The organism is Gordonia mangrovi, assembly GCF_024734075.1.
GTDB classification, from domain to species: domain Bacteria; phylum Actinomycetota; class Actinomycetes; order Mycobacteriales; family Mycobacteriaceae; genus Gordonia; species Gordonia mangrovi.
This window is the reverse complement of the sequence record NZ_CP102850.1, coordinates 2,769,260-2,786,996: the sequence shown is the minus strand read 5'-3', so window position 1 is coordinate 2,786,996 and position 17,737 is coordinate 2,769,260. Positions and strand designations below refer to the sequence as shown.

The following is a 17,737-nucleotide window of genomic DNA, read 5'->3' as shown; positions in this document are numbered from 1 at the left end:
CCCGTCACGCCCTATGCAGGTTCTCCCCCGGCCGCGTCAGAACGACGTTGGGCAGCACCGCATAGCGTGACAACTGGGTCACCGAGTGCACCATGGTCGCGACATCGCCGACAGTGATCATCTCGTCGCCCGGGATCTTGTCCTTGAGCCAGTCCGACATGTCGGTGTCCACGTAGCCCGGCGCGATGGTGGTGGCGCTGACACCGTTGACAGACTCCTCGAGATTGAAGGTCTCACACAGCGAGATCAGCGCGGCCTTCGTCGCACCGTAGGCCGACAATTCCGGCTCCGGGTAGACACCGGTGATCGAGGCGACGGCGATAACCTTTGCCGCACCGGCGATCTCGGCGGTCGACCGCAGCACCGGCACCAGCGACTGCAGCAGGATGTACGGCGCGCGCACGTTGACCTGATAGAGCCGGTCGAACCTGCGGACCGGGAGGTCGGCGACCTTGCCCTTCTGCCCCATGCCGGCGTTGACGACCAGCGCATCGCAACGACCGAACGCCTCACGATGCGCCGCGGCCAATCCTTCCACCGCGTCTGCGTCGGTCATGTCCGCCGGGATCACCTCGACCCGACCGGCGCCCAGATCACTGAGTTCGCCGGCCCGCTGCTCGAGCGCCTCACGACCACGCGAGCTGATGGTCAGATCCCAGCCGTCGGCGGCGAAACGCTCGGCGATCGCCGCGCCGATCCCGCGCGATGCTCCGGTGACCAGCGCAACTTTGTTGTCAGACACGATTTTTCCCTCTCAATGTGCTCAGTCCCGCCGCGATGAAGTCGCCGGTCGCCTCGGCGGCGCGCTCGGCACCGTCGGACGCCGCGCCGGCCCGCGCCCGATACGTGATTCCCTCGGCGATCACGCCGAGTTTCAGATTCGCCAGGGCGAGATAGAAGTCCCAGTCGCCCAGGTCGCCACCGGTACGGGTGGCGTAGCGCTGCGCCATGTCGTCGGCCGAGGGATACCGGTCGCTGGTCCAGGCCGCGTCGAATCCGACGACGCGATCAAATCCCTTGCGGCGGTATACACACATCAGCGCGATGTCGGTCAGCGGGTCGCCCAGCGTGGACATCTCCCAATCCACAACGGCCCGAACGACACCCGGATCGTCGGCGGACAGGATCGTGTTGTCGACCCGGTAGTCGCCGTGCACGATCGTGGTGCCGGCCTCGGACGGAATTCGCTCATTCAGCTCTGCGACAAGACGATCCACATCGTCGAGGTCGCGCGTCTTGACGTGTCCCCACTGTCGCGCCCACAGTTTCACCTGCCGCACCGCGAACCCGTCCGGCCGACCGAAATCGCCCAGACCGACCGTCTGGTAGTCCACGGCGTGCAGCCGCACCAGGGTGTCGACGAGGCCGTCGACGTTGCGGTCGATCTCATCGTCGGACAGCGCCGCGAGATCGTCGTCGGTCCGGATGATCCGACCGTCGACGAACTCCACCACCGTGAACGGCGCACCGAGTACGTCACCGTCGGAATCGATGGCGACGGTGGGCGCCACCGGCACGTCGGTGGATTGCAGCGCGCTGGTGACCGCCCATTCGCGGTTCATGTCGTGCGCCGAGGGGGTGAGGCCACTCGTCGGCGGACGCCGCACCACCCAGTGTGATTCGTCGTCGCGCACGCTGAAGGTCAGGTTGGACTTGCCGCCGCTGATCAAGTCCACCCGCAGGTCGCCGACGACCCGCACGCCCTCGCGGACCAGGAAATCACGCAGCAGCGCCGAGTCCAGCGCGGGATGCTCACTCATCGGGCGGCCACCGCCTGTGCCGCCTTCTTCGCGCGACCGATGGCACGACGCGCGATCGCCCAGCGGTGGACCTCGGAGGGTCCGTCGTAGATCCGGAACGGACGCAACTCCTGCTGCAGCCGGGCGATCGGCAGGTCCTCGGACACACCGAGCCCTCCACACATCTGCATACTGCGGTCAGCGATTCGGGTATATGCCTCGGCAGCAAAGGTTTTCGCGACCGATGTTTCGTTGGAGGCATGGCTGCCGGCGTCGAGTTCGTGACATGCCTTGACCAGCAGGGCCATACTCGCGGCCAAATCGATCTCGTTGTCGGCGACCATTTGTTGGATCATGCCGAGGTCACCGAGCTTGCCGCCGAAGCCTTCTCGCTTCGAGACGTAGTCGACGGCGACGTCGTGGCAGCGCTGCGCCGAGCCGAACCACCGCATCACGTGGGTCATGCGTGCCGGGCCGAGCCGGACCTGCGCATACCGGTAGCCTTCGTCGACCTCACCGAGGATGTCCTCATCCGGCACGAACACATCGGTGAAGCTGACCTCACAGTGCCCACCGATCATAGACCGGTCGGTGGTGACGATGTGGCGGTCCACCGACAGGCCCGGCGCGTCGGCAGGTGCCAGGAACATGGTGGCGCCGCCTCGGTCACCCGGCTCACCGGCGGTGCGAGCCATGATGATGAAGAAGCCGGCCCCCTCGGCGCCGGTGATGAACCGCTTCTCGCCGTTGATCTTCCAACCACCGTCAACCTTGACGGCCATGGTGCGCAACGCATTGGGGTCGGCTCCGGCACCCGGCGACGGCTCGGTCATCGCGAACGCCGACCGCAGGTCACCGGCGGCCAGCGGTGCGAGGTACTTCTGCTTCTGCTCGTCGCTGGCGATGTGCGCCAGCATGTGCACATTGCCCTCATCGGGGGCGCCGATGTGCAGGGCGATCGGCCCGAAAGTGGAATAGCCCGCCGCGGCGAACACCGGAACCCGGTCGGACATGTTGAGGCCGAGTCCGCCGAATTGCACCGGAGCGTGCGGAGCGAAGATGCCCTCGACCTTGGCCTTGGCGTTCATCTCGCGGCGGAGGTCGTCGCCGCCGGCGGCGTTGATGTCGCCTCGGTGCTCGTTCTCCAGGGGTAGGACGTACTCGCGGACGAACCGGGTCGTCTTTTCCACGACTTCGGTCACATCGTCGTCGTAACGCAGGTCAACGGACATCGCATCTCCTCACCGGGTGGCACCGACCGAGCGATCGTTCGGCGATCGACACCTTGCCAGGTGATCGGCCTCCGGTCAACCCGGGGCCACGTCCGCCGCGCTGGAGATCAGACCGCGTGGGCGTCGGCGCGATAGCCGACGAGGGCGCGGGCGAGCTCCAGATTGCGCGCGATGAGTTCGTCGGCCCCCAGCTCGCCGTCGAGTTTGAACCAGGTCGAAACACCCACACACATGGTGGCGACCGCACGGGCGGCGTCCTTGGGGTATGGCGTGGCGAAATCGCCCGCCTCGACACCGGCGAACACGATCTCGTCGACCATGTGCTGCTGACGGTCGCGGTGGCTGATGTAGGTGGCCTTGTACCCGTCATCGAGGCTGCGGATCTCGGTGGACCCCACGAACGCCTGCTCGCGGCGATACATGTGGAAGCGCAGAAGGGACTCGACGACGGCGTCGAACTGGTCGACCGGGCGTTCGCCGGCCTCGGCGATGGCCACCTCCGACCGATGCAGCAGGTCGGTCATCGTGCGTTCGAGCAGGCCCTGCAGCAGGGACTGCTTGGACGGGTAGTGGTGATAGAGCCCCGGCACCGAGAGGTTCGCGCGCGCGGCGATCTCGCGGACCGACGTCCCGTGATAGCCGTGTTCGGCGAAGGCAGCGAGGGCCGCCGCCAACGGCACCGGCAGCGTCGATTCGCCATAATCGCGCCATTGGCCGAGGGACTCCGGACGCACGTCGGTGTCGCCGGTCCCGCTAGTCATGAGGTCCAACATAGTCGCAGCCGACTCGGCGGCCCGCATCCGGCACTAATCGAAGCGCGCGACGCCGTCGGCCAACGCCATCATCAAGCCCACGCCGACGTCGACGATCCCGTCGCGATCCAACTCCAGATGACCGTCCAGCCAGGCCGCCAGCACCCGCCCCAGGCCACCCACCTGGAAGTGCGCGGCCGCCATTCCCCTCGGTCGCGATTTGAACGTGACCACACCCGCCGCCGACTGCACGGTGAGTGCGGCAAAGATCTCCGTCGATTCCATCCGCTTGCGTGCAATGGTCGGACTCAGCAATGCCTGGGAGAACAACAGCCGCCCCTTGCGTCGGTCCTCGTCGATCACCGCCACCACGGCGCCCACAGCTCCGCGAACCTTGGCCTCCACGTCGTCGCCGGAGTCGAAGGCCGCCAGACCGAGATCGGCGATCTCACCGATGACACCGTCGAATGTCGCACTCACCAACGCCTCGACCGAATCGAAGCTCTCGTAGAAGTAGCGCGTGGTGAGGCCGGCCTCCCGGCACACCCCGCGGACCGTGATGGAACCGCCGTCGGAGGCACCGAGCAACTCCAACGCGGCATCGATGAGGGTGGCACGCCTCCGCGCCACCCGGATGCCGCCGTCCTCGCCGCCGTAGGCGCGCAGATTCTCGCCGGCGCTGCTGTCGGCAGCTTTCGTCGTCCCACTGGGCGTCCTGGCCATCTGTCCATCTTGACACCGGACACCCCGACCGAGCACCCGCCTTGGCAGACTTCACCCTTGACAGCGGCCATGGTGCCAACGTTCAATGAAAAAGACAACACATGTAGTCAGATGGCTGCTCGAACAGGGGGTCTTCAATGAGCACCGAACCGATCGTCGAAGAAATCGACCTACCGGACGCATTCGCCGCGACCGAGCCGGACACCGAGTACATCCCGCCGCAGGCGCGGATGACCCGGGGAGAGCTCGACGCGCTGCCCGCCCGGGAAATCGAGATGAAGGGCATCTCGGCGCTCGCCGGACCTGCCAACGTGATCATGCAGCTCGCGATGCCCGCGGTCGGATACGGCGTCTACGAGAGCCGCGTCGACAGCGGCAACCTGTTCAAGCATCCCATCAAGCGCACCCGGACCACGCTGTCGTACCTCTCCGTCGCCGCGATGGGCACCCCCAAGGATCGTCGCCTGTATCGCAAGGCCGTCGGCAAGGCCCACGCGCAGGTCCGGTCGACGGATGACAGCCCGGTGAAGTACAACGCCTTCGACCCGAAGCTGCAGCTCTGGGTTGCCGCCTGCCTCTACAAGGGGTGGGAGGACATGCAGCACATCTACGGCGATCCCGCGGAGATCACCGAGGAGGCCTATCAGAACGGCGCCGTACTGGGCACCACGCTGCAGGTTCCGCGCGAGATGTGGCCGGCCACCCGCGCCGATTTCGAGACCTACTGGAACGAGACCGTCGACACCTTCGAGATCGATCCCGTCATCCGGGAGCATCTCATGTCGATCGTGCGCGCCGAGTTCATGCCGCGGTGGTTCAGCTTCCTGGTCGGCTGGTGGTTCGAACTGCTGACGACGGGCTTCCTGCCGGAGAACTTCCGCGACAAGATGGGCCTCGAGTTCAAGCCGTGGCAGCGCCGCGTTTTCAACGCGCACAACAAGGTCGCCAAGGCGATCACCGACCACCTGCCGAAGGTGCTGCGCGAGTTCCCCTTCAACTTCTTCCTGTGGGATGTCCGCTGGCGTATCCGCACCGGCCGGCCGTTGATCTGACCCCCGCGATTTCGTAGTACGAACCCGCGAAATTTCGCGGGTTCGTACTACGAAATCTGCTGTAGGGCTTCGCGGGTGACGTCGGTGACCGACGTGTGGCCGGAGAGGCCGAGGGTGAGGTCGAGTTCGGCGATGATGTTGGCGACCACATCACGCGCACCGTCGGCACCGGCGAGCGCCAGCCCGTACATATGCGGGCGGCCGATACAGGCCGCGTCCGCACCGAGCGCGAGCGCCTTGAACACGTCGGCGCCGGTGTGAATGCCGGAGTCGACCAGCACCTTGATCCGTCCGTCCACGACGGGGGCGATCGCGACGAGCGCGTCGATCGACCCGATGGCTCCGTCGACCTGCCGACCGCCGTGATTCGACACGATGATGCCGTCCACGCCGACGTCGATCGCCTGGCGCGCATCGTCGGGGTGCAGCACGCCTTTGAGCACGATCGGCAGCGATGTCCGCTCCCGCAACCCGGCGATGTCGTCCCAATTCAGCGACGGCCGCGAATAGATGTCGAGGAAGGTCTGCACCGCCACCCTCGGCTCGGGCGCCGTCAGATTCTTCAGCAGCCCTCCCGGCGAGTTTCGCGCGATCGAGACCAACGTCTTGATCGCCCCCAGCGAGATCTCTGGCCGCTCCGCCGCAACGGCCGCCTTGACGCGTTCGGCGACGATCTCTCTGAACCGCCGATCCGAGGTGTACTGATCGATCCCCTCCCCACGCGCGAACGGCAGCGACCCGATGTTCAGGTCCTGCGGCCGCCAGCCCAGCATGGTCGTGTCGAGAGTGACCGCGACGGCGTCGGCGCGCATCCTCTCCGCGCGGCCCAGCAGACTGTCCACCAGGTCGTCGTCGGTCGACCAGTACAGCTGAAACCAGCGCGGCGCGCCGGGACGCACCCGATCCATCTCGGCGGCGACCTGCTCCATGGGTGCACAGCCCTGGTTGGAGAAGATGTAGGGAACACCGAGTTCGGCGGCTGCGTGGCCGATGTGCATGTCGGCGTCGCGAGCCGCGAGCGCGCCCGCCCCCACCGGGGAGAACAGCACCGGCGCCGGCAGCGTCCGACCGAACAACTCCGTTTCCAACGAGCGCGACGACACGTCACGCAGCACCCGCGGCACGATCGCCCACCGGTCCAGTGCCGCCCGGTTGCTCGCCATCGTCGACCCCTCGCCGGCTCCCCCGGCGATATAGGCCCACGCCCGCTTCGACATCACCCGCCGCGCCCGGCGCTCGAGCTCGGCGTGATCGGTCGGCACTCGGGGCCCACGACCGTGGATCCCCTCGGTGTAGATCTCGTTCTGTCGGGTCCGCCCGGCACTGGTCGGCGTGGCGGTCTCATCGCTCACGGTGGCACTCCTGACGAATGGCGACGATCATGAACTCATCATAGGAATCGGGCTCCGCCCTGCTGTGCCCGTGGTCACATCGCCGTGTCCGCTCCGCCGACTACCCTGGCCGTCACATCCAAGGGGAGGTTCTGACCGTGGCGTTGTGGTTGTACCGGCTCGGCCGGTTCACGTTCCGACACAAGTGGTCGGTGATCGGCGCCTGGCTCGCTGTGCTGATCGCACTCGGCGCGATCGTCGGCGCGGTCCAACCGAAGTTCGCCACCGATTTCGAACTGCCCGGCACCGACTCCGATCAGGCGATGACGGTGATGCAGGAGAACTTCCCCGCCATCAACGAACGCCAACTCGAGGCGACGACCAGCATCCTCGTCGCCGCCGACGACGGCCTGGCCAACCACATGCAACAGATCGACGCGCTGGTGGCCGACGCACGCGACCTACCCGAGGTGATCGACCCGCAGACCGTCGTCAACCCGGTCACGGCTGCCGAACAGAATCCCGCCATGGCGGCCGCGGTCCTCGGCGATGACGGCAAAGTCGGCTTGATCCAGATCAGCCAGAACATCCCCATGCAGGACCTCACGCCCGCGGACATGGAACAGTTCAAGGAGCTGCTCGCCGAACACCGGGGCGACGGCCTGCAGGTGGAGGGCACCGGATCACTGATGCAGGTCTTCGAGGCCGGCGGAACCTCAGAGCTGCTCGGTTTCGCGGTGGCGTTCATCATCATGATCGTCGCGTTCGGTGCGCTGATCGCCGCGTTCATCCCGATCGTCACGGGCATTCTGGGTGTCGGCATCACCATGCTGCTGGTCACCTTGAGCGCCGAGATCATCAACCTGCAGCAGAGCGCCACCACGATCATCACGATGCTGGGCATCGCGGTCTCCATCGACTACGCCCTGTTCATCGTGTCGCGGTATCGCTCCGAGTTGAACCTCGACGCCAACCTGGAGGCAGCGGTCGGGCGAGCCGTCGGCACGGCCGGATCGGCGGTGGTATTTGCCGGCCTGACGGTGATGGTGGCCGTCGCCGCACTCGGCGTCGTCGGCATCCCGTTCATCACCCAGATGGGTGTGGCGGCTGCGGTGGCGGTGTTCATCGCGGTCCTCGGCGCAATCACGCTCATCCCGGCACTGCTCGGAGCGTTCGGGCGGTTCGCGTTCAAGCCCCGGATTCCCGGCATCCGGCACGGCGACGAGCCCGATTCGCAACCGTCCAATGGTCTGCGCGCAGCCCGATTCATCACCCGCTACCCGCTGCCGGTCGCCATCATCGGGCTGGTGCTGCTGGCCATCGCCGCCATCCCGATGACGAAGATGGAACTGGGCATGGAGTCCACCACCGACAGCGAGTACGAGGCCACTCAGTTGCTGCAACGCGGATTCGGCGAAGGCATCAACGGCCCCCTCCTGGTGACGGTCAGCGACGCCGAGGGCGATGTGGCCACGGCCGCCGGTGATGTCGTGGCCCATGTGAAGACGCTCGACAACGTCGCCAACCCGGCGCAGATCACCTGGATCGGCAACGGCCAGAATCCGGCGAACACCCAGTCGGGTGCCACCGCCGCGTTGATCTCTGTGACGCCGGAACAGTCACCCAGCGGGCCCGCCACCCATGAGCTGATGGAGCAGATCCGGGACTTCGCCGCGACCGATCCGGACGGCGCGACGGTCAACGTCGGCGGTCAGACGGCGATCATGTCCGACATCTCCGACAAGCTCAGCTCGGCACTGATCCCGTTCCTGATCGTCGTCGTGGGCTTGGCGTTCATCATCCTGACGGTCGTTTTCCGATCGCTGCTGGTGCCGTTGATCGCGACGGTTGGCTTCCTGTTCTCGGTGTGCGCCACCTTCGGTGCGACCGTGGCGATCTTCCAGGAGGGCGACTTCGGGATCATCGATCACACCAAGCCGATCATCTCGTTCCTGCCGATCTTCCTGGTGGGCGTGGTGTTCGGATTGGCGATGGACTACCAGGTGTTCCTGGTGACCCGTATGCGCGAGGAGTATGTGCACGGGATGTCGGCCAAGGACTCGGTGATCATCGGCTATCAGCACGGCGCCCGCGTGGTGGCCTCGGCCGCGGTCATCATGATCTCGGTGTTCGCGGCGTTCATGCTCGCCCCCGACACCATCGCCAAGATGATGGGCTTCGCGTTGGCCGCCGCGGTGTTCTTCGACGCGTTCATCATCCGGATGATCGTGGTGCCGGCGGTGATCACCCTGCTCGGCGACACCGCGTGGAAGTTGCCCGGCTGGCTCGACAAGATCCTGCCCAACGTCGACGTCGAGGGCACCGCGATCCGGGAGATCCCGCTGGAGACTCAGGTAGATCCGGATCTGTGGGAGCCGGAGCCGGCGAAGGTGTGAGACCGACTCGCGGCGCGCACTGCGCTTCGGTTCGTGCCGGCGTCCTACACCGACACCAACAGCATCACCCCCATCGCGAGCATCACCACCGCGACGACGACATCGAGCATGCGCCACGACCGCGGTGAGGCGAAGAACCGCGACAGCCGGGTGGCGCCACCGCCCAACGTCGCGAACCACAGCAGGCTGGCCAGGCACGCCCCAATCGCGAACGCCCACTTCGCATTCCCGTGGCTGTTCGCGATCGCACCCATGGTGAGCACGGTGTCGAGGTAGACGTGCGGGTTGAGCCAGGTCAGGGCGAGGGTCATGCCGATGGCGGCCCAGCGGCTCACGGTCGCGGCCTCACCGGCATTGGCGACGATCGCCTCGGAACTGCGCAGACACCGCCGGGCCGCCAGCACTCCGAGCACGATGACGTAGCCGCCGCCGAAGATCTTGGCGATGGTCACCACCGACGGGTGAGCGGCCACCAGGGCGCCCAGGCCGGCCACGCCCGCGATGATCAGCACGACGTCGGAGACCGCACACACCACCACCACCGGCACCACATGGGCTCGCGCGACTCCTTGCCGGAGGACGAACACATTCTGCGGGCCGATCGCGATGATCAGGCCGGCACCGGTGAGCAGGCCGGCGACGGCGGCGAGGACGAAGGTGGTCATGGCAACGACGCTAGAAACAGCGGATAGAACAGTCCAGCGAATGTTTTTCATGAATCATGAGTTGAACTTACGATGTGACTGTGGAGATCAGCCAGGAGGGCGTACAGACGCTCGCAGCAGTGCTGCGGGAGGGCACCTTCGACGGAGCAGCCCGGGCCCTGCACATCACTCCGTCGGCCGTCAGTCAGCGGATCAAGGCGTTGGAGATGTCGGTGGGTCGGGTCGTGGTGCGGCGAACGAAACCCGCCACCGCCACGCCAGACGGGGAGGCCCTCGTCCGACTCGCCAAACAGTGGGACCTACTGGCGGCCGAAGCGCGCGCGGAATTGCTCGGCGGCGATCCCGCCGACCCCGGTCGGCCCCGCATCCATCTGCCCATCGCAGCCAACGCCGATTCGCTGGCCACCTGGTTTCTGCCGGTGATCGCCACGATGCACGCCGAGCATCCGGTGGCCATCGAGGTGCTCCGCGACGACGAGAGTCAGAACAGTCGGTTCCTGCGATCCGGAGAAGTGCTGGGTGCCATCACCTCCGACCCGCTCGGCATCCGTGGCTGCACCATCCACCCGCTCGGCGCGATGCGCTATCTGCCCGTCGCGACACCGGATTTCGTCGCGCGGTGGATGCCGCGGGGACCATCCTCGGAAGCATTGGCGCAGGCACCGATGGTGCTGTTCGATCGCAATGACTACATCCAGCGCGACGTGCTGACCCGCTTGGCCGACGGCCCGGTCTCGCCGCCGATCAGCTACATCCCGTCGTCGGTCGAGTTCCATCGGGCCGTGGAACTCGGTATCGGCTGGGGTGCCGTACCCGAGGTGCAGATCGCCGACGCCCTTCGCGCAGGCCGCGTCACACGAGTTGTCGACGACCACGTCGACGTCCCGCTGTTCTGGCAGTACTGGAAGCTCAGTTCGCCGATCCTCGACGCCCTCACCGAACTGACGGTGACCGCCGCAGCCGAGCACTTGGTACCGGTCAGCGCACCACGATCGTCTCGATGACCACGAACGCCGCGACGGCGAGCACCAGATAGGCGAACCACCTCTGCAGGCGCTCGGTCCGGAGACGGGTGCCGACGATGATCAGCAACAAGGTGCCAATGGCGACCGACATCTCGACCCCCAACGCCATCACCAGCGCCGGGATGATGAGGAAACCGCCCCCGACGCCGAGCATCCCGGTGAGCACCCCGACCGCCGCGGCGACCGGGGTCGATCGCGAGGCACAGCGACGCCAGTCGATGCCCGATTCGTCGATCGCGCACGCGGTGCCCGTGGCACCGACGTCACGCAGCATGCGTACCGCCGCGACCGCCATGACCGCGGCGAACACCATCATGACCACCGGTTCCGGAAGGCGGCCGCCGAGCACGCTGCCCGCCAGCGTTGCCGGGATGCCGACGGCCGCGAAGATGCCGGCGAGGCGCCAGTTGACCTGTCGGGCCCGCACTCTCGGCAGCACAGCCACCGCCGACGACACTGCGATCACCAGCAGCGCGGTGGGCACCGCATGCGAGAGAGGCTCACCCACCCCATAGACCAGTGCGGGCACGGCGAGGATGGAACCACCACCACCCAGCAGTCCCAGCAGGGCACCGATCGCCAGTCCGGCGATCGAACTCAACACGATGTCCACGCCACGAGCGTCAGCCCTCGTTTCCCCTCGGGTGCAGTGCCGATCCAACCTCTCGACACAATACCCTATGGGGTATGTCCGGCCTCGTGAGCCGTGGCCGGCACCGCAGGCACATCGGTCACCTCGATCCGGAGCGGATGCTCGGCCTCATCGCGCCACAGCCGCGCGGCGACGTAGAAGGCGCCCGCTACCGGGACCGGCAGCAATCCGGCCAGCACGAAGGTGGCGGTGAGACCTATCGCCTGGCTCACCGGCGCGGCCAGCGCCATCGACACCGGCATGAGCGCGACCGAGACGAAGAAGTCGAGACTCGCCACGCGTCCGAGCAGCGCGGGCGGCACCCGCCGCTGTAACAGGGTGCCCCACAACACCATCGGTCCGTCGAACAGCACACCCATCAGGAAGCCGGCGACCACGAACAACCAGGTGTGTTCGGCGATGCCCATGATCACCAACGGCAGGCTCGAGACACCCCAGATCCCGAACATCACCGTCAGATAGCGGCGCGGCATGGGGATCGACGCGAACACCAGTGATGCCGAGGCCGCACCGATCCCGAAGCCCGCCAGCACGAGTGCGTGGTCGCCGGCACCGCCGCCGGCCGCGCGCAGTGCGAACGGCACCAGCACCTCGATCGGCCCCATCACGACCAGTACCAGGACGCAGGCGAAGAACAACGTCGCCCACAGCCACGGTGTGCGCCACATGTACCCGAATCCCTCGGCCAGATCCGAGATCACCGATCGGATCGGATGACCCGATCCGATGGCGAGGTCACGCCGCACGGGCACCGGTCGCATGCCCCCGTAGACCAGCGCCGACGCCGCACTTGCCATACCCGCCAGCACGATGGCCGTCGCCGGGGAGGCCATCGCGATGACCCCGCCGGCCACCATCGGACCGGCGGCCTGGAACACCACCGGGCGCAGGAAACCTTCGATTCCATTGGCAGCCTGCAGCTGTGCCGCTTCCACCACACTCGGCAGCAACGCCGAGTAGGCCGGGTAGTACATCCCGGTGGTGACGCCTCCGACCAGCGCCGCGGCCACCAGCAGGGGGTAGTCGAGGACACCGGCCAACGCGGCCACACCGACGACCGCGAACGCGATCATCTTGGCGATTTCCAGACCGATCATGATGCGGCGCTGCGACACCCGATCGGCGAGCACACCTCCGGCCAGTGTCGAACCCACCATGCCCGCTGCGGCGACACCGGTCACCACGGCGAGGAGACCGGGCCCGCCACCGAGCGCGATGACCTGCCACACCACCCCGACCGTCCACACACCGTCGGCGAACATCGCCAGCACCAGACCGGCCGCGAGCAGCCGGTACTGCCGCAGCGCAAAAGGCTTCAGCGCTGCGGGCAGGAACTTGCTGGTCGACGTACTCACCCGTTCAGCTTGCCGGATGCGCAGGTCACGCGGCCAATGATTTTCTTTCACGATGATGTCACGCTTCCTCAACAGAGGATCGCTACGTTCACAGATGTGGATACATTCAACGGATTGCCCGCTCATCCGCTTCTCGTGCACATACCGGTTGTCTTCGTCCCGCTGACCGCAGTCATGGCCATCGCTGTCGTGCTGTGGCCGGTCGCGCAACGTCGATTGGGAGTCCTGGTGCCACTCTTCGCGCTCGCCACGCTGATCGCGATTCCGATCACCACGGGCGCCGGCGAAGCCCTTCAGGAGCAGATGGGCAACCCCCCATTCATCGAGCAACATGCCGATCTCGGTGCGCAGATGATCTATTGGTCGGGGCCCCTGTTCGGGCTCACCGTGGTGTGGTGGGCGCTGCACAACGAACGGGTCGTTGCTGCGATCGGATCGCGGCTGCCGTCGCTGACCGGGCGAACCCGGCGCGTGGTCGACATCGTGATCGGCGTGGCCATTGTGGCCGTCGCCATCGGATCGGTCGTGATGGTCTACCGCATCGGCGACAGCGGCGCCCGGGCGGTGTGGGAATAGCGGCTACTTCAACCGCGCTCGACGACTGGGGCTGCAACCCCTTTCACGCCGATTTCTTGGCGGTCTTCTTCGCGCTGGTCTTCTTGGCCGTGGACTTCTTCTCCGTCGATTTCGCTGCCGTCGACTTCTGCGGGGTCTTCTTGGCCGCGGCCTTTTTGGCCGGCGCCTTCTTCGCTGCGGCCTTCTTCGGCGGAGCCTTCTTCGCGGTCGATTCCGCACCGCCGGATTTCTCGTCGGCGGGCCCATTGTCCTTCACCGATGCTCGCAGCGCGGCGAGCAGATCGGCCACCTCGGAGTCCTCGTCGGCCTCGGGCTCCTCGTCACTCTCCGGGAACGCCTCGGCACCATCGGCCTTGGCGGCCACCAACTTCGACAGTTCGTTCTGGTAGCGGTCCTCGAACTCCGACGGGTCGAAGTCCTTGGCCATGGTCTCGATCAACGACGACGCCATGTCGAGCTCCTGCGGCCGGATCTCGGTGTCTTCCTCGAGGAACGGGAAGTCGGCGGCACGCACCTCGTCGGGCCACAGCAGCGTCTGCAGCGTCATCACGCCGTCCACCACGCGTAAGGCGGCCAACCGCGTGCGGTTGCGCAGGGTGAACTGGGCGATGGCCAACCGATCGGTCTTCTGCAGCGCCTGCGCGAGCAATGCATACGCCTTCGGCGATTTCGACGACGGCTCGAGGTAATAGGGCTTGTCGAAGTAGATCGGGTCGACCTGTTCGGTCGGCACGAACTCCAGGATCGAGATCTCCGGACTCTTCTGCACCGGCAGCGTCGCGAGGTCCTCTTTGGTGAGGATGACCGTCTCGCCGGAATCGGTCTCGTAGGCGTTGGCGATGTCGGAGTAGTCGACCTCGGTGTCGGTGCCCTCCCGGACCCGGCGGTAGCGAATCCGCGTGCCGTCTTTGGAATCGACCTGGTACGACTTGCGGTCGTGGCTTTCCGTGGCGGAGTACACCTTGACCGGCACGTTGACCAGGCCAAAGCTGAGGTCGCCCTTCCAGATCGAGCGCATGGGCCCCATTGTGCCACCCGTCCGCGCAATCCTCGGCCCCGACGCCGACTCGGGTGTGGACAATAGACGTCATGGCCGGTGGAGAGAGCCTCGACGTCGATGGCCGGCGTATCCCCATCACCAATCTCGACAAGGTGCTCTACCCGACCACCGGGACCCGGAAGTTCGAGGTCATCGACTACTATTCGCGAATCGCCGAGGTGATGTTGCCCCACCTCGCCGGTCGCCCGATCACCCGGAAACGCTGGCCCAACGGTGTCGAGTCGATGCCGTTCTTCGAGAAGGACCTGCCGTCGTCGGCGCCGGACTGGCTCGCCCGGTTCGGCGAGCAACACAGCACACGCGTCATCACCTACCCGCTCGCCACGTCACGCGCCGACCTGGTGTGGTTCGGCCAGATGGCCGCGCTGGAACTGCACACCCCGCAGTGGCGGGTGCCGGCCGACGGGGCGGCGCCCAAGGCCGACCGCCTCGTGCTCGACCTCGACCCCGGGCCGGGGGTTCCGCTGACGCAGTGTGCCGAGGTCGCGCTGATGATCCGCGACATGCTCGCCGCGGCCGGTCTGACCGCCTTCCCGGTGACCAGTGGCGGCAAGGGGATGCATCTGTACGCACGTTTCGACCGGCCCGTCTCCCCCGAGGCCGCCCGCACCGTGGCCAAGCAGATCGCCACCAGCCTGGCGGCCGCCCACCCCGACGACATCACCGCGACCATGGCGAAGTCGGTCCGCGACCGGAAGGTGTTCATCGACTGGAGTCAGAACAGCGGATCGAAGACGACCCTCGCGCCGTATTCGATGCGCGGTCGCGAGCAGCCGTGGGTGGCCGCGCCGCGCTCCTGGGGCGAACTCGCCGATCCCGACCTCGCCCAGCTGTTGTTCGACGAAGTCCTCGAGCGCGTCGAGTCCGACGGTGACCTCCTCGCCGACCTCGATGAGCCGCACGATCTCGCCCCGGCGAATGAGGAGGTCCCACCAACCGCTCAGGAACTGATCGAGGCCACCTCGAACAGGCCCGCACCGAACCCGGTCGTCAACCTCGGCGAATACCGCCGCAAGCGCGATGAGTCCAAGACCCCCGAACCGTTCGGCGACGACGCACATCGTGAGCGCACAGGGTCGGACGACACCGCCGGCAACCCGATATTCGTCATCCAGGAACACCACGCCCGACGACTGCACTACGACTTCCGGCTCGAGCGCGACGGTGTGCTGGTGTCCTGGGCGGTGCCGAAGAACCTGCCCGACGATCCCGGACAGAACCGGCTGGCCGTGCACACCGAAGACCATCCGATGGACTACGCCGACTTCGAAGGCGACATTCCGGCAGGTGAATACGGCGGCGGACATGTGGAGATCTGGGATCGCGGCACCTACGAGACCGAGAAGTGGCGCGACAACGAGGTCATCGTCCGGTTGCACGGCGAACGCATCCAGGGCCGCTACGCGCTGATCAAGACCGGCGACAAGAACTGGCTCGCCCATCTGATGAGCGACGAACCGCGGCCCATCCTGCCCGACAGCCTGCGCGACCCGCGTCCCATGCTGGCCACCGACGAATCCATCGAGAACCTCGACGGGCGCGATTGGGCGTTCGAGGGCAAGTGGGACGGCTACCGAATCCTGTTGCGCTACATCGACGGAGACTTCCGCCTCACCTCCCGCTCGGGCATCGACATGACCGCCGACTTCCCCGAACTGCGGTCCATCGCCGACGATCTGGGTCTCCTCGACGTGGTTCTCGACGGCGAGGTGGTGGCCCTCGACGCCAGCGGTCGCACCAATTTCACCCTGCTGTCGGCCCGAAACAACACCGAGGAGGACTTGACGCTGAAGTTCTACATCTTCGACATCCTCTATCTCAACGGCACCTCGCTGCTGCGGCGCCCGTGGTCGCAGCGACGTGAACTACTCGACGAACTCGCGCCGGCCTTTGCCCATTCGGCCTTTGCCGAGGTTCCGGCACTGCTACCCGGGCCCGGCCGTGCCGCCCTCGAGGAGAGCCGCGCACAGGGCTACGAAGGTGTCGTCGCGAAGCGGCGGTCGTCGACCTATCAGCAGGGGCGTCGAACGTCCCAGTGGCTCAAGCACAAGAACTGGAGCGACATCGAGGTGGTGGTGGGCGGATACCGGCCGGGGCGCGGCAACCGGGCGCACACGATCGGATCGTTGTTGCTGGGGTTGCCCGAGGACACCGGCCTGCGCTACGTCGGTCGCGTCGGCACAGGGTTCACCGACGCCCAATTGCGAGCGCTGGCCGAAGAACTCGAACCGCTGCGGATCAAGCGCAGCCCGTTCGTGGACAAACTCGACCGGCCGGTTTCCTCGAGCGCGGTCTGGGTACTGCCCAAGATAGTCGGCGAGGTGCGGTTCATGGACTGGACCACCACCGGCCACCTACGCCATCCCAGCTGGCGCGGTATCCGCCGGGACAAACTGCCCGGCGACCTCTGAGGAGAAGGGAGGACCCATGTCCGACGAACTCATCGCCATCAACACTCCCGACGGTGTGGCCGACGCCTATGTGACCACACCCGACGACGTGCCCGGCCCGATGCCCGGTGTGCTGTTCATCGTCGACGCGATCGGCCTACGTCCGCAGACGAAGACCATGGCCGACCGGATCGCGTCCTGGGGCTACGTCGTGCTGGTGCCCAATGTCTTCTACCGCGACGGGACCGCTCCTTCGTTGGAACCCATCGGCGATCTGACCGAACCGGAGAATCGTGCGACGTTCATGTCCGAGGCGATGTCTCGGGTGAAGGCTCTCACGGCCGACCTCGCCGAGCGAGACCTGTCGGCCTACATCGACGCCCTGCGCGGGCGCGACGACGTCCGGCACAGCGACATCGGTGTCACCGGCTACTGCATGGGCGGTCGCCTGGCGTTGTTGGCCGCGGCCACCCGTCCCGATGCGGTCGGCGCGATCGGTATGTTTCACATCGGCGGGCTGGTCACCGACGACCCGGACAGCCCGCATCACCTGCTCCCGAAAGTTCGTGCCGATGTGTTGGCGATTCACGCCGCCGATGGCCGTCGCCACGTTCGAGCACGCACTCACCTCGAGCGGGGTGAGCCATTCGGCATGGGTTCATGCCGGCGCCCACCACGGGTTCACCATGGCCGACACGGCCGTGTATCACCCGGAAGCGGCCGAGGAGCACTTCGAGCGACTCCACGAGCTGTTCACTCGCACGCTTCGCTGACGTGCCGACGTGGCCG

The 17,737-nt window shown here is 66.6% G+C and carries 15 protein-coding genes and 1 pseudogene; 6 read left to right on the top strand and 10 right to left on the bottom strand.

Annotation, left to right across the window (positions count from 1 at the left end; genetic code table 11):
• Positions 1-4: 4 nt before the first annotated feature.
• The 5 genes from NWF22_RS12645 to NWF22_RS12625 form a co-directional block, all read right to left on the bottom strand.
• The gene (locus NWF22_RS12645) at positions 5-742 is read right to left on the bottom strand and encodes an SDR family NAD(P)-dependent oxidoreductase (RefSeq protein ID WP_160902019.1); all 738 of its coding nucleotides are present in this window, start codon (positions 740-742) and stop codon (positions 5-7) included.
• Positions 735-1,760 carry a phosphotransferase family protein gene (locus NWF22_RS12640; protein WP_160902018.1) on the bottom strand — a complete coding sequence of 342 codons (1,026 nt, stop codon included), beginning with the start codon at positions 1,758-1,760 and terminating at the stop codon, positions 735-737. The genes NWF22_RS12645 and NWF22_RS12640 overlap by 8 nt, the downstream gene beginning before the upstream one ends.
• Positions 1,757-2,971, bottom strand: a complete 1,215-nt coding sequence (locus NWF22_RS12635) for an acyl-CoA dehydrogenase family protein (RefSeq protein WP_160902017.1) — start codon at positions 2,969-2,971, stop codon at positions 1,757-1,759. Before NWF22_RS12635 ends, NWF22_RS12640 begins: the two co-directional genes overlap by 4 nt.
• 107 nt (positions 2,972-3,078) lie before the next feature.
• The gene (locus tag NWF22_RS12630; RefSeq protein ID WP_202398472.1) at positions 3,079-3,732 is read right to left on the bottom strand and encodes a TetR/AcrR family transcriptional regulator; all 654 of its coding nucleotides are present in this window, start codon (positions 3,730-3,732) and stop codon (positions 3,079-3,081) included.
• 45 nt (positions 3,733-3,777) lie between these two features.
• Complete coding sequence (locus tag NWF22_RS12625; protein ID WP_160902015.1) at positions 3,778-4,446, bottom strand: TetR/AcrR family transcriptional regulator; 669 nt, start codon at positions 4,444-4,446, stop codon at positions 3,778-3,780.
• Positions 4,447-4,583: 137 nt separating this feature from the next.
• Between NWF22_RS12625 and NWF22_RS12620 the strand changes: the two genes are divergently transcribed.
• Complete coding sequence (locus NWF22_RS12620) at positions 4,584-5,498, top strand: oxygenase MpaB family protein (RefSeq protein WP_160902014.1); 915 nt, start codon at positions 4,584-4,586, stop codon at positions 5,496-5,498.
• Positions 5,499-5,545: 47 nt separating this feature from the next.
• Here NWF22_RS12620 and NWF22_RS12615 read toward each other — a convergent pair whose 3' ends face one another.
• On the bottom strand, positions 5,546-6,850 hold the full coding sequence (locus tag NWF22_RS12615) for an alpha-hydroxy-acid oxidizing protein (RefSeq protein WP_160902013.1): 1,305 nt from the start codon (positions 6,848-6,850) through the stop codon (positions 5,546-5,548).
• 137 nt (positions 6,851-6,987) lie between these two features.
• Between NWF22_RS12615 and NWF22_RS12610 the strand changes: the two genes are divergently transcribed.
• Positions 6,988-9,225 carry an MMPL family transporter gene (locus tag NWF22_RS12610; protein ID WP_160902012.1) on the top strand — a complete coding sequence of 746 codons (2,238 nt, stop codon included), beginning with the start codon at positions 6,988-6,990 and terminating at the stop codon, positions 9,223-9,225.
• A gap of 44 nt (positions 9,226-9,269) precedes the next feature.
• Here NWF22_RS12610 and NWF22_RS12605 read toward each other — a convergent pair whose 3' ends face one another.
• Positions 9,270-9,890: a LysE/ArgO family amino acid transporter gene (locus tag NWF22_RS12605; protein ID WP_160902011.1), complete on the bottom strand. Its 621-nt coding sequence runs from the start codon at positions 9,888-9,890 to the stop codon at positions 9,270-9,272.
• A gap of 80 nt (positions 9,891-9,970) precedes the next feature.
• Here NWF22_RS12605 and NWF22_RS12600 point away from each other — a divergent pair, with 80 nt between their 5' ends.
• Positions 9,971-10,894 (top strand): LysR family transcriptional regulator ArgP, encoded by a 924-nt coding sequence (locus NWF22_RS12600; protein ID WP_160902010.1) that lies wholly within the window; start codon positions 9,971-9,973, stop codon positions 10,892-10,894.
• On the opposite strand, the gene NWF22_RS12595 is transcribed toward NWF22_RS12600, so the two are convergent.
• Both NWF22_RS12595 and NWF22_RS12590 read right to left on the bottom strand, forming a co-directional pair.
• The gene (locus NWF22_RS12595; protein ID WP_160902009.1) at positions 10,869-11,528 is read right to left on the bottom strand and encodes a sulfite exporter TauE/SafE family protein; all 660 of its coding nucleotides are present in this window, start codon (positions 11,526-11,528) and stop codon (positions 10,869-10,871) included. The genes NWF22_RS12600 and NWF22_RS12595 overlap by 26 nt on opposite strands.
• 65 nt (positions 11,529-11,593) lie before the next feature.
• Positions 11,594-12,922 (bottom strand): MFS transporter, encoded by a 1,329-nt coding sequence (locus NWF22_RS12590; RefSeq protein ID WP_258321131.1) that lies wholly within the window; start codon positions 12,920-12,922, stop codon positions 11,594-11,596.
• 9 nt (positions 12,923-12,931) lie between these two features.
• On the opposite strand from NWF22_RS12590, the gene NWF22_RS12585 reads away from it, so the two are divergent.
• Positions 12,932-13,498 carry a DUF2231 domain-containing protein gene (locus NWF22_RS12585; RefSeq protein ID WP_233751056.1) on the top strand — a complete coding sequence of 189 codons (567 nt, stop codon included), beginning with the start codon at positions 12,932-12,934 and terminating at the stop codon, positions 13,496-13,498.
• Positions 13,499-13,541: 43 nt separating this feature from the next.
• Here NWF22_RS12585 and ku read toward each other — a convergent pair whose 3' ends face one another.
• A complete protein-coding gene (gene ku / locus NWF22_RS12580; protein ID WP_444881595.1) occupies positions 13,542-14,516 on the bottom strand; it encodes a non-homologous end joining protein Ku in 975 nt (324 codons plus the stop codon).
• A gap of 71 nt (positions 14,517-14,587) precedes the next feature.
• On the opposite strand from ku, the gene NWF22_RS12575 reads away from it, so the two are divergent.
• Complete coding sequence (locus NWF22_RS12575) at positions 14,588-16,969, top strand: ATP-dependent DNA ligase (RefSeq protein WP_160902005.1); 2,382 nt, start codon at positions 14,588-14,590, stop codon at positions 16,967-16,969.
• A gap of 16 nt (positions 16,970-16,985) precedes the next feature.
• Positions 16,986-17,721: pseudogene (locus NWF22_RS12570) on the top strand (dienelactone hydrolase family protein).
• The last annotated feature ends 16 nt before the right edge of the window (positions 17,722-17,737 follow it).